This is a genomic window from Streptomyces sp. NPDC093544, from assembly GCF_040683495.1.
Classification (GTDB): domain Bacteria; phylum Actinomycetota; class Actinomycetes; order Streptomycetales; family Streptomycetaceae; genus Streptomyces.
The window spans coordinates 1-14,160 of record NZ_JBFBEA010000041.1 but is presented as its reverse complement, the minus strand read 5'-3'; the positions used below and the strand labels follow the sequence as shown (position 1 = coordinate 14,160).

Genomic DNA, 14,160 nt, shown 5'->3' with positions numbered 1-14,160 from the left:
GGCGGGCTGGTTGGACGTGAGCGACGGGCTTTGGCAGTATTCGCCGCCACGCTTCACCGGAGTAGATCATTCCATGCCAAACCCGGCGCCTGAGCTGCTGGTCCGCACCCATTCGGCAACCGATGCCAACCTCTTGTGGATCTCGTGAAGGGCTCGTGCAGACTGGCCGGATGCGTACTGAACTCGTCTCGGAGCCCGGCGACCCGGCCCGCCCCAATGAGGACTTCGCATCGGTCGGACTTCCCGCCTCAGGACAAGGGGGCGCACTGGTCGTCCTGGACGGCGTGACGCCTCCCGAGGGTGACGACGGCTGCCTGCACTCCGTCGCCTGGTTCTCCTCGCGCCTGGGCGGCGCACTGACCGAACTGTCCCTTACTTGCCGGGATCTGACGCTGCCTGAGGTCCTTTCCCGCTCGATCGCGCGTACGGCCGAGGCCCACGCCGACACCTGTGACCTTTCTCACCCTCGCACGCCGCAGGCAACCGTCGTCCTCGCCCGCTGGTCCGCCGACGAGGTCGAGTACCTCGTCCTGTCGGACTCCGCGCTGCTGCTGGAATCCCCCGCCGGCACCGTCACCGCACTCCTCGACGACCGCCTCTCCCACGTCCCCCGCGCGACCCTCACCTCCACCGCCCTCACCGACGCGACCCTCCGCAACCAGGAGGGCGGATTCTTCACCGCCGCCGCGGATCCCTCGGTGGCGTCGCGCGCGGTGACGGGGACGGCGCCCCGGTCCTCCGTCCGGGCGCTGGCCGCCCTTACGGACGGTGCCACGCGGTGGGTGGAGAAGTTCCAGGAGGGGGACTGGGCGGACCTGTTCACCGTCGTACGGAAGGAGGGGGCGCAGGCCCTCGTCTCCCGCGTGCGGGCGCTGGAGTCCGCGGACGCGGAGCTGCGGGTGCGGCTGGGGCGGAGCAAGACGCATGACGACGCGACGGTGGTGCTCGTGGAGTGGTGAGGCGCCGGAAGCGATTCACTTCCGGGCGTGGTCGGCTACTTCTCGATCCCGACGTTCAACTGGTGCAGCAGCCGGGCCAGCTCGGCCACCTCGCGCGGATCCCAGCCACCGAGCTGCCGGACGTACCGCGCCCGGCGCGCCTCCCGCACCGCACTGAAGCGCACCCGGCCCTCGTCCGTGAGGTGGACGAGCCAGGCGCGGCCGTCGGCGGGGTCGGGCTCGCGGGCGACGAGGCCGAGGTCTTCGAGGGCGCGGAGCTGGCGGGACATGGTGGCCTTGCCTACGCCGATGTAGGCGGCGAGTTCCGTGGCGCGCTGGCGGCCGCACTCCTCCAGGCGGAAGAGGAGTCCGTACGCGGAGGACTCCAGGTCGGGATGGACCGCACGGGCCATCTCCCCCGAGGAGGCCCGGGCGCGCCGCAGGAACACCGTCAACTCGCGTTCCAGCGAGGGGAATTCCTGGTCCACACCACTTCCGGACGCCGTGGCATCGTCGCGTTGCCCGTCGCCGTTCGCGTCCTCGTGCACGTCAGCACCCCTGACTCGGTTTCCGGATCCTGAAAGTTTCTGCCAAAAAACGCCGTCGCCGCAGCTCCGCCAGTATTTCGCAGGCGTAGACCATCGGCAGCGTCAGGGCCCTCTTCCCACGCCGTCTTCCGGGTGCGTAGCTTCAATGGCAGGCAACCTGTGGCATGACCACGGCAGGAAATCGCCGGGCATGGCCACGCCGTCAACAAGTCGATGAGGACTTGACCCCCACCGCGGCAGACGCCTGCCGCCGGCGTTCCCCCCACCGAGCACCACCGTGCACCACCGATCCCCTCGGAGGCACGACATGCCCGCGCACCGATACAGATCCGGAACGACCCGCCGCTCGCCCTCCTCGAAGCGCCTTCCCGCGCTCGGGATCCTGCTCGCCGCCTTCTCCCTCATTCTCGCCGTACCGGCCCTTTACGCCGTACCGGCCCAGGCAGCCGATGTCCCCGCCCGCGGCTCCGCCCACCTGGGCATGGGCGTAGTCGCCCACGACGGCCAGGGCGGCACCCCGGCCACCGGCGACGCCACCCAGACGGAGGGCGTGGACGTCAGCAGCCACCAGGGCAACGTCGCCTGGGCGACCCTGTGGGGCAGCGGGGTCAAGTGGGCGTATGCCAAGGCGACGGAAGGGACGTACTACACGAACCCCTACTTCGCCCAGCAGTACAACGGCTCCTACGACGTCGGCATGATCCGCGGCGCGTACCACTTCGGGACCCCCGACACGACGACCGGCGCCACCCAGGCCAACTACTTCGTCGACCACGGAGGCGGCTGGTCGAAGGACGGCAGGACGCTGCCCGGCGTGCTCGACATCGAGTGGAACCCGTACGGGGCCTCCTGCTACGGCAAGACGCAGAGCGCCATGGTCAGCTGGATCAGCAGCTTCCTCACCCAGTACAAGGCGCGCACCGGGCGGGACGCCGTGATCTACACGGCGACCACCTGGTGGACGGAGTGCACCGGCAACTACGCCGGTTTCGCGGCCGCCAACCCGCTGTGGGTCGCCCGCTACGCCACCGCCGTGGGCACCCTGCCGGCCGGCTGGGGCTTCTACACGATGTGGCAGTACACGTCGTCCGGTCCGACGGTCGGGGACCACGACAAGTTCAACGGGGCGCTGGACCGGGTGGTGGCGCTCGCCAACGGCTGACACCGGCATGACCGGCTGACACCCGCCCCGCCGGCACCGGACATGGGAAGGCCCGGGGCCCCTTTTCCGGGATCCGGGCCTTCCTCAACCGATGGCGTCCGTCACGCCGCCACCGGAACCTCCGCGGTCGCGCCGTTGGTCGCCGGAGCGAGGGCCAGCTCCAGCACCTGGCGGACATCCGTCACCGCGTGGACGTCGAGCTTGTCCAGGACCTCGGCCGGGACGTCGTCCAGGTCGGGTTCGTTGCGCTTCGGGATGATCACCGTCGTGACCCCGGCCCGGTGTGCGGCGAGCAGCTTCTGCTTGACGCCGCCGATGGGCAGGACACGGCCGGTGAGCGAGACCTCGCCGGTCATGGCGACGTCGGTGCGGACCAGTCGGCCGCTGAGCAGCGAGGCGAGAGCGGCCGTCATGGTGACGCCCGCGCTCGGACCGTCCTTGGGGACGGCCCCGGCCGGGAAGTGGATGTGCACGCCCCGGTCCTTCAGGTCGCCGACGGGGAGTTCGAGCTCCGCGCCGTGGCTGCGCAGGAAGGAGAGCGCGATCTGTGCGGACTCCTTCATCACGTCGCCCAGCTGGCCGGTCAGGTTCAGACCCGCCGCGCCCGTCTCCGGGTCGGCGAGCGAGGCCTCGACGAACAGCACGTCACCGCCGGCACCCGTGACGGCAAGACCCGTCGCGACACCGGGCACCGCCGTGCGGCGCTCGGCCGGGTCCTGGGCGGACTCGGGCACGTGGTGCGGACGCCCGATGAGCCCGCGCAGATCGTCCTCGGTCACCGTGAACGGCAGCTTCCGCTCGCCGAGTTCGTGCTGCGCCGCCACCTTGCGGAGCAGCCGGGCGATACCGCGCTCCAGGTTTCGTACGCCCGCTTCCCGGGTGTACTCCCCCGCGAGCCTGCGCAGCGCGCTCTCGTCGAGCGCGACCTCGTCCTTCTCCAGACCGGCCCGCTCCAGCTGACGCGGCAGCAGGTGGTCGCGTGCGATGACGACCTTCTCGTCCTCGGTGTAGCCGTCGAGGCGGACCAGCTCCATACGGTCGAGCAGGGCCTCCGGGATGGCTTCCAGGACGTTGGCGGTCGCCAGGAAGACGACGTCGCTGAGGTCGAGTTCGACCTCCAGGTAGTGGTCACGGAAGGTGTGGTTCTGGGCCGGGTCGAGTACTTCGAGGAGGGCTGCGGCGGGGTCGCCGCGGTAGTCGGAGCCGACCTTGTCGATCTCGTCCAGGAGCACGACCGGGTTCATGGACCCGGCCTCCTTGATGGCGCGGACGATACGGCCGGGCAGCGCGCCGACGTACGTACGCCGGTGTCCACGGATCTCGGCCTCGTCGCGTACGCCGCCCAGGGCGACGCGGACGAACTTGCGCCCCATGGCGTGCGCGACGGACTCGCCGAGCGAGGTCTTGCCGACGCCAGGAGGTCCGACGAGCGCGAGCACCGCGCCGCCGCGGCGGCCACCGACCACGCCGAGCCCTCGCTCGGAACGCCGCTTGCGCACGGCGAGGTATTCGGTGATCCGCTCCTTCACGTCCTCAAGGCCCGCGTGCTCGGCGTCGAGGATCGCCTGGGCGCCCTGGATGTCGTACTCGTCCTCGGTGCGCTCGTTCCACGGCAGTTCGAGCACGGTGTCGAGCCAGGTCCGGATCCACGAGCCCTCGGGCGACTGGTCGCTCGCGCGCTCCAGCTTCTCGACCTCCTTGAGGGCGGCCTCGCGGACATTCTCGGGGAGATCGGCGGCTTCGACGCGGGAGCGGTAGTCGTCGCTCTCGTCCTCCCCGCCCTCTCCGTTCAGGTCACGCAGTTCCTTGCGTACGGCATCGAGCTGGCGCCGCAGCAGGAACTCGCGCTGTTGCTTGTCGACGCCTTCCTGTACGTCCTTGGCGATGGACTCGGCGACGTCCTGCTCGGCGAGGTGCTCGCGGAGCTGCTCGGTGGCGATCTTCAGGCGGGCGATCGGGTCCGCGGTCTCCAGGAGCTCCACCTTCTGTTCGGTGGAAAGGAAAGGTGAGTACCCGGAATTGTCGGCAAGGGCGGACACGTCGTCGATGGCGGTGACGCGGTCCACCACCTGCCAGGCGCCGCGCTTGCGCAGCCAGCTGGTGGCGAGGGCCTTGTATTCCTTGATGAGCTCGGTGACGTGGCCGGGCAGCGGCTCGGGCACGGTCTCGTTGACCCGCGTCCCCTCCACCCACAGCGCGGCACCGGGACCGGTCGTCCCCGCACCGATCTTCACGCGTCCGCGTCCACGGATCAGCGCGCCCGGGTCGCCGTCGGCAAGGCGGCCGACCTGTTCGACGGTACCGAGCACACCCGTGCCCGCGTACGTCCCGTCGATCCGCGGCACCAGCAGCACCTGCGGCTTCCCCGGTGTCGAGCGGGCGGCAGCCTGAGCGGCCTCCACCGCGGCCCGTACATCGGTGTCGTTCAGGTCCAGCGGAACCACCATTCCAGGCAGCACGACCTCGTCGTCGAGCGGCAGCACGGGCAGGTTGAGCGGTGTGGACGTCGTATCGGCAGCCATGATCTTCCTCTCGACAAGCAAGTTGAGCTATGTGGACTCAATGCTTGTGAGCGCTCTGGTGTTCCCCGGGGGTGTTCGCTGTCAGCGATCGCGGTCGTGCGCGCTGGAAGGGTGAACCGGGGAGGCCCTGTGACCTGGCCGCGGGTGAGCCGACCCGGCGTGTCGATGAGCGTGGAGCCGTGCGCTGAGGCCACCTTGAATGGCGCGGCCTTGCCGGGACGCCGCTCGCTTATTCAGTTGCCACACCTCATACCGTCCGTACCGTCTCCCCAGTGACAGACCCCGGCATCCACCCCTTTCTCGCCGCCTACGACGACCAGATGCGCGGCGCACCTCCCACCCCTCCCACAGGGGTCACTTACGAACAGGACGGGCCGCTGCTGCGGATCGTCGGGCAGTTCCGCGGACTGGTCAGTGGTCCGCGTGACCTCGGGGTGGGCGGGGCGGAACTCGACCGTCTGATCGCCCGGCAGCGGGAGTACTTCGCCGGGCGCGGTGAGGGGGTGGAATGGAAGACGCGAGGGCACGACCGCCCAGCCGACCTCACCGAGCGGCTGCGGGCCGCGGGGTTCGCGCCCGAGGAGCGGGAGACGGTGGTCGTCGGGCTCTCGGAGGAAACAGCGGCCGTACGACGGCCGGTCGTGCCGCCGGGTGTCGCCCTACGGCGGACCACGGCGGACGTGGACATGCACCGGATCGCCACGATGGAGTCGACGGTGTGGGGCGACGACTGGAGCTGGCTCGCCGACGACCTGATCGGCCGCGTCGACGCCGCCCCCGACGAGATCGCCGTCTTCGTCGCCGAGGCGGACGGTGAAGTGGTCGCCGCGGCCTGGCTCGTCTTCCGCGAGGGCACCGAGTTCGCGAGCCTGTGGGGCGGCTCGACGCTGCCCGGATGGCGCGGCAGAGGCATTTACCGCGCCCTGGTCGCCACACGCGCCGCCCTCGCCGCGGCCCGCGGCGTCCGATTCCTGCACGTGGACGCCTCCGACGACAGCGCCCCGATCCTGCGCCGCCTGGGGTTCCACGCCATCACCACGACCACTCCCTATGTGTGGTCGCCGTCACAGGCCGGCCCGTCGACATCATCCCTAGAGTAAGGCCTGTCTAGCATTAGCAGCCATTACAAGGGGTTCTGGTGGACAAGATCGTACGGGCCCGGGTCGACGGCTGGATCGTCTCGCGTGGGGCGGCTCCGCCGGTGGCCGAGTCTTGGGGGTGCTCGATCGACGTGGGACAGCCGGAGCACGTCTCGCGGCATGTCCTCGGGGCGACGAATGAGGCGGTGGAGGAGTCGGTGGTCCGGAAGGTCTCCGACTCGGTGACCGGAGCGGGGGTGTGACTCAAGGTGTTCGCCGAGCCGTCGACCGTCGAACCCTGGCTCGGGCAGGGCTGGTGGATCGACCCCCAGCCCGGCTACCTGATGTCGATCCCACTCGCCGCCGCCCCACCCGCGGCCGCCCCTGACGGCTACCGCCTGCGCACCTGGTCGCGCGGCGGCGTCACCCACGCCCTGCTCGCCGCGCCGGACGGCTCCTGGGCCGCGCGCGGCCAGATCGTGGCCACCGGCGCGACGGCGGTCGTCGACCAGATCGCGACAGCGCCGGAGCACCGCAGGCGCGGACTCGGCCGCCTGGTCATGGGCACACTGACGCGCACGGCGCTCGCGCAGGGCGCCGTGACGGGCGTACTGGCCGGAACACCGGACGGGCGGGCGCTGTACGAGTCCCTCGGGTGGCGCGTGGAGGCACCGCTGACGAGCGCGAAGTTCACCGGGGGCGCCTGAAACCTCCGCAGGCGGCCGCCTGCCGTAGCCGCAGCCACGTCGTGATCCCCATCACTGGCGAAGGTGTCTCGTGCCGGCTCCGCCCCCTGGAACGGGGGTAATTCGGCCGCCCGGCGTCCGGGAGCTGCCAAGATGGGCCGATGGTCACCTCGTACGACACCCCCGCAGTGATCGACCGTCGCGAGGGCCCGTACGGCGAGGTCGTGCTGCGGCGTCATGGTGCGCTGCTGCAGATCATCGCCAACGGGTGTTTCCTCATGGACACTTCCGACGGCCGTTCGGAGCGGCTGCTCGTCGACGCCGCGTACGGCGCGCTGGACGGGCGGGCGGAGCCGAGGCTGCTGATCGGCGGACTCGGCGTCGGGTTCTCACTCGCGCACGCGGCCGCGGATCCGCGCTGGGGGCGTATCACCGTCGTGGAGCGCGAGCCGGCGGTGATCGACTGGCACCTCGGCGGACCGCTGGCCGCGCTGTCCGCAGAGGCGCTCGCCGACCCCCGTACCGATATCGTCGAAGCGGATCTGCTCGCCTACGTCAATGAGATCTCCGACACATTCGACGCGCTGTGCCTGGACATCGACAACGGGCCCGGATGGACGGTCACAGAGGGCAACGAAAGCCTCTACTCGGAGGCCGGACTCGCAGGCTGCGCAAGGGCGTTGAGGCCCGGCGGGGTACTCGCGGTGTGGTCGGCGCAGCCCTCTCCGGAATTTGAAGGAACCCTACGGAATGCCGGGTTCAAGGGGGTGCGTACCGAAGAGATCCCCGTTGCCCGGGGCGTTCCGGACGTCGTCCATCTCGCGGTAAGACCTGGATAGCCGTGGCGCGGTGACTGCCCGTACCCTGCTGACCTGACGCAGATCATTCAAGCGTCAAGCGCAGTCATGGGATCACCCCACGGATTCCGGAAAGCACACTTCAGGGGCGGGCGATGGAGCAGACACACACCTCCCACAACGGCGCGGCGGCGACGCCCGGCGCTCAACGACGGGTCCTGGTCGTCGAGGACGACCCGACGATCGTCGACGCCATCGCGGCGCGTCTGCGCGCCGAGGGATTCCTGGTGCAAACCGCGGGCGACGGCCCGGCCGCCGTCGACACCGCCGAGGCCTGGCAGCCCGATCTGCTGATCCTCGACATCATGCTGCCCGGCTTCGACGGGCTGGAGGTCTGCCGGCGTGTGCAGGCCCAGCGTCCGGTGCCGGTGCTGATGCTCACCGCGCGCGACGACGAGACCGACATGCTTGTCGGTCTGGGCGTCGGCGCCGACGACTACATGACGAAACCGTTCTCCATGCGCGAGCTGGCCGCCCGCGTGCACGTCCTGCTGCGCCGGGTGGAGCGCGCCGTCGTGGCCGCCTCGACACCGCGCAGCGGGATCCTCAGACTCGGCGAGCTGGAGATCGATCACGCGCAGCGCCGGGTACGGGTGCGCTCGGAGGACGTGCACCTCACGCCCACCGAGTTCGACCTCCTCGTATGCCTCGCGAACACCCCGCGAGCCGTACTCTCGCGTGAGCAGCTGCTCGCCGAGGTCTGGGACTGGGCGGACGCCTCCGGCACGCGGACCGTGGACAGCCACATCAAGGCGCTGCGCCGGAAGATCGGCGCCGAGCGGATCCGTACGGTCCACGGCGTGGGCTACGCCCTGGAGACCCCGACTCCCTGAGCCGGGCCGCGGCCGGGGCCTTCTTGAGGGGGCAGATGTGATGAGCGGGTTCGGGGATCGCAAGGGCGCGAGACCCGGGTTCGGGGAGCGCGGGAGCACCGGCCCCGGATTCGGGGAGCGCAGACGGGCGAATTCCGGTTTCGGCGAGTCCAAGGGCGAGAGTTTCGGCGAGTCCAAGGGCGAGAGCCCATGGAGTGGTGTGCGGCCCTTCTCGATCAAGACCAAGCTCGGCACCCTGGTCGTCGTCTCGGTCTTCATCACCACAGGTCTGTCGATCATCGCGGCGCGCACACAGACCGAACTGCGCTTCATCACGGTCTTCTCGATGATCGCCACACTGTTGATAACGCAGTTCGTGGCGCATTCGCTCACGGCCCCGCTCGACGAGATGAACGCGGTCGCCCGGTCCATCTCGCACGGCGACTACACACGCCGGGTGCGCGACGACCGCCGGGACGAACTGGGCGACCTGGCCCAGACGATCAACCTCATGGCCGACGAGCTGGAGGCCCAGGACCGCCAGCGCAAGGAGCTCGTGGCGAATGTCTCCCACGAGCTGCGTACCCCCATCGCGGGGCTGCGCGCGGTCCTGGAGAACGTCGTGGACGGCGTCTCGGCCCCCGATCCCGAGACCATGCGGACCGCGCTCAAGCAGACGGAGCGTCTTGGCCGGCTCGTGGAGACGCTCCTCGACCTGTCCAGGCTGGACCACGGCGTCGTACCGCTGCGTCAGCGCCGCTTCGAGGTGTGGCCGTACCTGTCGGGCGTCCTCAAGGAGGCCAACATGGTCTCCTCCGCGCGCGCGGGCATCGCCTCGGGCTCCGGCAGCCACACGCGCACAGACGTCCATCTGCACCTCGACGTGTCCCCGCCCGAGCTGACCGCGCACGCGGACCCGGAGCGGATCCACCAGGTCGTCGCCAACCTCATCGACAACGCGGTCAAGCACAGCCCGCCGCACGGCCGGGTGACCGTCAAGGCCAGACGGGGCGACTGCCCGGAGTCCCTCGCCCTGGAGATCCTGGACGAGGGCCCCGGTATTCCGAGGTCGGAGTGGCACCGCGTCTTCGAGCGGTTCAACCGCGGCGGGGTCCCCTCGCCACACGGTCCCGGCAGCGACGGCGGTACGGGGCTTGGCCTGGCCATCGCCCGTTGGGCGGTCGATCTGCACGGCGGGCGCATCGGCGTGGCCGAATCCGAGCGGGGTTGCCGGATCCAGGTCATCCTCCCGGGGCTTCCGTCTTTGCCAAGTTGACGTAAAGTTCGAACCGGAGCCACAAGATCCATCGACGTTCGTCACGGCGGGCACGTGTGATCAGGCAGAGGGCCGCGTGAGTCGTGCCGTGACCTCGGGTGGGCGTACCCGGGTATGCCCATTCCGGACCGGAACCCCGCTTGTTTCCCGCCATTTCCACCCCCGAAACACACTTTCCGATGTGACTTACACGACGATGGACCGGCCCGGCCTGAACTTCCCGGCCAGGGGGGCGTAGCCTTGATTCCCGCTGTCCATCACCTTGTGAGAAGCGGAAGAGGGCGGTTGCCGCCGTGTCGCCACAGTCCCCCAGTAACTCGAGCATCTCGACCGAAGAGAAGGCCTCCGGGAAGAACCCGGCTGCCGCGTTCGGCCCCAATGAGTGGCTCGTCGATGAGATCTATCAGCAGTACCTCCAGGACCCGAATTCGGTAGACCGAGCCTGGTGGGACTTCTTCGCCGATTACAAGCCGGGCGCCGCTGTCGCCTCGGCTCCGGCGGGTACTGCGGCCGCGGGGGCCGCAGCGGCCGTCCCGTCAGCAGTGCCTCCGGCCGCTCCCGCGGCGCCTGCGGCTCCCGCAGCGCCCACCAAGGCGGCTCCGCCGGCTCAGGCCGCTCCGGTGCCCGCACCGGCCGCGGCTGCTGCTGCACCGGCTCCGGCTGCGGCTCCGGCTGCGGTGAAGCCCGCCGCCGCTCCGGCTCCGGCGAAGGCCGCTCCGGCGGCCGCCAAGCCGGCTGCCGCGAACGCCGCGCCCGCGACCGAGGCTCCGGCCGGTCCCGAGTACGTGACGCTGCGCGGCCCCGCCGCCGCGGTCGTGAAGAACATGAACGCCTCGGTCGAGGTGCCCACGGCAACGTCCGTGCGCGCGGTCCCGGTGAAGCTGCTCTTCGACAACCGCATCGTCATCAACAACCACCTGAAGCGCGCCCGGGGCGGGAAGATCTCCTTCACCCACCTCATCGGGTACGCGATGGTGCAGGCCATCAAGGCCATGCCGTCGATGAACTACTCCTTCACGGAGAAGGACGGCAAGCCGACCCTGGTCAAGCCGGAGCACGTCAACTTCGGCCTCGCCATCGACCTGGTGAAGCCCAACGGCGACCGCCAGCTGGTCGTCGCGGGCATCAAGAAGGCCGAGACGCTGAACTTCTTCGAGTTCTGGCAGGCCTACGAGGACATCGTCCGGCGCGCCCGTGACGGCAAGCTGACGATGGACGACTTCACCGGTGTCACGGTCTCGCTGACCAACCCCGGCGGCCTCGGCACCGTCCACTCGGTCCCGCGTCTGATGCCCGGTCAGTCGGTCATCATGGGCGTCGGCTCGATGGACTACCCGGCGGAGTTCCAGGGCACCTCCCAGGACACCCTGAACAAGCTCGGCATCTCGAAGGTCATGACGCTCACGTCGACCTACGACCACCGGGTCATCCAGGGCGCCGCCTCCGGCGAGTTCCTGCGGATCGTCGCGAACCTCCTGCTCGGCGAGAACGGCTTCTTCGACGAGGTCTTCGAGGCCCTGCGCATCCCCTACGAGCCGGTCCGCTGGCTCAAGGACATCGACGCCAGCCACGACGACGACGTCACCAAGGCAGCCCGGGTCTTCGAACTGATCCACTCCTACCGGGTCCGCGGCCACGTCATGGCCGACACCGACCCGCTGGAGTACCGCCAGCGCAAGCACCCCGACCTGGACATCACCGAGCACGGGCTCACGCTGTGGGACCTGGAGCGCGAGTTCGCGGTCGGCGGTTTCGCGGGCAAGTCCCTGATGAAGCTGCGCGACATCCTCGGCGTGCTGCGTGACTCGTACTGCCGCACCACGGGCGTCGAGTTCATGCACATCCAGGACCCGAAGCAGCGCAAGTGGATCCAGGACCGCATCGAGCGCTCGCACTCCAAGCCGGAGCGCGAGGAGCAGCTGCGCATCCTGCGCCGGCTGAACGCGGCGGAGGCCTTCGAGACCTTCCTGCAGACGAAGTACGTCGGCCAGAAGCGCTTCTCCCTGGAGGGCGGCGAGTCGGTCATCCCGCTGCTCGACGCCGTCCTGGACAGCGCCGCCGAGTCGCGTCTGGACGAGGTCGTCATCGGCATGGCCCACCGCGGCCGGCTGAACGTGCTGGCGAACATCGTCGGCAAGTCGTACGCGCAGATCTTCCGCGAGTTCGAGGGCAACCTCGACCCGAAGTCGATGCACGGCTCCGGCGACGTGAAGTACCACCTGGGCGCCGGCGGCACCTTCACAGGGCTGGACGGCGAGCAGATCAAGGTCTCGCTGGCCGCCAACCCGTCCCACCTGGAGACGGTCGACCCGATCATCGAGGGCATCGCCCGCGCCAAGCAGGACATCATCAACAAGGGCGGCACGGACTTCACGGTCCTGCCGCTCGCCCTGCACGGTGACGCGGCCTTCGCGGGCCAGGGCGTGGTGGCCGAGACCCTCAACATGTCGCAGCTACGCGGCTACCGCACCGGCGGCACCATCCACATCGTCATCAACAACCAGGTCGGCTTCACCGCCGCCCCGGAGTCCTCGCGCTCCTCCATGTACGCCACCGACGTGGCCCGCATGATCGAGGCGCCGATCTTCCACGTGAACGGTGACGACCCCGAGGCCGTCGTCCGCGTCGCCCGGCTGGCCTTCGAGTTCCGCCAGGCGTTCAACAAGGACGTCGTCATCGACCTGATCTGCTACCGCCGTCGGGGCCACAACGAGTCCGACAACCCGGCGTTCACGCAGCCGCTGATGTACGACCTGATCGACAAGAAGCGCTCGGTGCGCAAGCTCTACACCGAGTCCCTCATCGGTCGCGGCGACATCACCCTGGAAGAGGCCGAGCAGGCGCTGCAGGACTTCCAGGGCCAGCTGGAGAAGGTCTTCACCGAGGTCCGCGAGGCCGTCTCGCAGGCTGCCGAGACTCATGTCCCGGAGGTGCAGGCCGAGTTCCCGGTGGCCGTGGCGACCGCGATCTCCCAGGAGGTCGTGAAGCGCATCGCCGAGTCCCAGGTCAACATCCCCGACCACGTCACCGTCCACCCGCGGCTGCTTCCGCAGCTGCAGCGCCGGGCGGCGATGATCGAGGACGACACGATCGACTGGGGCATGGGCGAGACGCTCGCCATCGGTTCGCTGCTCCTGGAGGGCACCCCGGTCCGCCTGTCGGGCCAGGACTCCCGCCGCGGCACCTTCGGCCAGCGCCACGCGGTGCTGATCGACCGCCGCACGGGCGAGGACTTCACCCCGCTCCAGTACCTCGCGGACGACCAGGCGCGCTACAACGTCTACGACTCCCTGCTCTCCGAGTACGCGGTCATGGGCTTCGAGTACGGCTACTCGCTGGCCCGTCCCGAGTCCCTCGTGATGTGGGAGGCGCAGTTCGGCGACTTCGTCAACGGCGCGCAGACGGTCGTCGACGAGTACATCTCGGCGGCGGAGCAGAAGTGGGGCCAGACGTCCGGCGTCACCCTCCTGCTGCCCCACGGCTACGAGGGCCAGGGCCCGGACCACTCCTCGGCCCGCATCGAGCGCTTCCTCCAGCTGTGCGCCCAGAACAACATGACGGTCGCCCAGCCGACGCTCCCGTCGAACTACTTCCACCTCCTGCGGTGGCAGGTGCACAACCCGCACCACAAGCCGCTGGTGGTCTTCACCCCGAAGTCGATGCTGCGTCTCAAGGCCGCCGCGTCGAGCACGGAGGAGTTCACGACGGGCGGCTTCCGCCCCGTCATCGGCGACGACAGCGTCGACGCCACCGCGGTCCACAAGGTCGTCTTCTGCGCAGGCAAGCTCTACTACGACCTTGAGGCCGAGCGTAAGAAGCGCGGCAGCACGGACACGGCCATCATCCGCATCGAGCGCCTGTACCCCCTCCCGGGTGCCGAGCTCCAGGCGGAGATCGCCAAGTACCCGAACGCCGAGAAGTACCTCTGGGCCCAGGAGGAGCCGGCGAACCAGGGCGCGTGGCCCTTCATCGCCCTCAACCTGATCGACCACCTCGACCTGGCGGTCGGCGCCGACATCCCGCACGGGGAGCGTCTGCGGCGCATGTCCCGCCCGGCCGGCTCGTCGCCCGCCGTGGGCTCCGCCAAGCGGCACCAGGCCGAGCAGGAGCAGTTGGTGCGAGAGGTGTTCGAGGCGTAGGTCTCACGACCGGTTCCGTACGACGACGGAGGCCCGGTTCCCTTTCGGCGAATTCCAGGGGTCGTCGCAACACGTGATCACTGACGTGTGGTGGCGAGCAGTTTAGACAGACGCTCGGCTGGGGTTTCCCAGCCGAGCGTT

At 69.6% G+C, this 14,160-nt stretch carries 9 protein-coding genes and 1 pseudogene; 8 read left to right on the top strand and 2 right to left on the bottom strand.

Annotated features, from left to right (window positions below; genetic code table 11):
* The first annotated feature begins 170 nt into the window (after nucleotides 1-170).
* On the top strand, nucleotides 171-959 hold the full coding sequence (locus AB0N66_RS38885) for a protein phosphatase 2C domain-containing protein (RefSeq protein WP_365444414.1): 789 nt from the start codon (nucleotides 171-173) through the stop codon (nucleotides 957-959).
* A gap of 35 nt (nucleotides 960-994) precedes the next feature.
* Here AB0N66_RS38885 and AB0N66_RS38880 read toward each other — a convergent pair whose 3' ends face one another.
* On the bottom strand, nucleotides 995-1,486 hold the full coding sequence (locus AB0N66_RS38880; protein ID WP_365444411.1) for a MarR family transcriptional regulator: 492 nt from the start codon (nucleotides 1,484-1,486) through the stop codon (nucleotides 995-997).
* A 307-nt stretch (nucleotides 1,487-1,793) separates the two neighbouring features.
* Between AB0N66_RS38880 and AB0N66_RS38875 the strand changes: the two genes are divergently transcribed.
* Nucleotides 1,794-2,648 carry a lysozyme gene (locus AB0N66_RS38875; protein ID WP_365444408.1) on the top strand — a complete coding sequence of 285 codons (855 nt, stop codon included), beginning with the start codon at nucleotides 1,794-1,796 and terminating at the stop codon, nucleotides 2,646-2,648.
* Nucleotides 2,649-2,749: 101 nt separating this feature from the next.
* Here the strand turns inward: AB0N66_RS38875 and lon are convergent, their stop codons facing one another.
* Complete coding sequence (gene lon, locus AB0N66_RS38870) at nucleotides 2,750-5,170, bottom strand: endopeptidase La (protein ID WP_365444405.1); 2,421 nt, start codon at nucleotides 5,168-5,170, stop codon at nucleotides 2,750-2,752.
* A gap of 320 nt (nucleotides 5,171-5,490) precedes the next feature.
* On the opposite strand from lon, the gene AB0N66_RS38865 reads away from it, so the two are divergent.
* The 6 genes and pseudogenes from AB0N66_RS38865 (at nucleotide 5,491) to AB0N66_RS38840 (ending at nucleotide 14,019) form a co-directional block, all read left to right on the top strand.
* Nucleotides 5,491-6,270 (top strand): GNAT family N-acetyltransferase, encoded by a 780-nt coding sequence (locus tag AB0N66_RS38865; RefSeq protein WP_365444513.1) that lies wholly within the window; start codon nucleotides 5,491-5,493, stop codon nucleotides 6,268-6,270.
* A 38-nt stretch (nucleotides 6,271-6,308) separates the two neighbouring features.
* Nucleotides 6,309-6,956: pseudogene (locus AB0N66_RS38860) on the top strand (GNAT family N-acetyltransferase).
* A gap of 140 nt (nucleotides 6,957-7,096) precedes the next feature.
* Entirely contained in the window at nucleotides 7,097-7,774 is a 678-nt protein-coding gene (locus tag AB0N66_RS38855; protein WP_365444402.1) for a spermidine synthase, read from the top strand.
* A 113-nt stretch (nucleotides 7,775-7,887) separates the two neighbouring features.
* Nucleotides 7,888-8,625, top strand: a complete 738-nt coding sequence (locus AB0N66_RS38850) for a response regulator transcription factor (RefSeq protein ID WP_266832490.1) — start codon at nucleotides 7,888-7,890, stop codon at nucleotides 8,623-8,625.
* A 40-nt stretch (nucleotides 8,626-8,665) separates the two neighbouring features.
* Nucleotides 8,666-9,880 (top strand): HAMP domain-containing sensor histidine kinase, encoded by a 1,215-nt coding sequence (locus AB0N66_RS38845; RefSeq protein ID WP_365444399.1) that lies wholly within the window; start codon nucleotides 8,666-8,668, stop codon nucleotides 9,878-9,880.
* Between the two features lie 293 nt (nucleotides 9,881-10,173).
* Nucleotides 10,174-14,019 carry a multifunctional oxoglutarate decarboxylase/oxoglutarate dehydrogenase thiamine pyrophosphate-binding subunit/dihydrolipoyllysine-residue succinyltransferase subunit gene (locus AB0N66_RS38840; RefSeq protein ID WP_365444396.1) on the top strand — a complete coding sequence of 1,282 codons (3,846 nt, stop codon included), beginning with the start codon at nucleotides 10,174-10,176 and terminating at the stop codon, nucleotides 14,017-14,019.
* The last annotated feature ends 141 nt before the right edge of the window (nucleotides 14,020-14,160 follow it).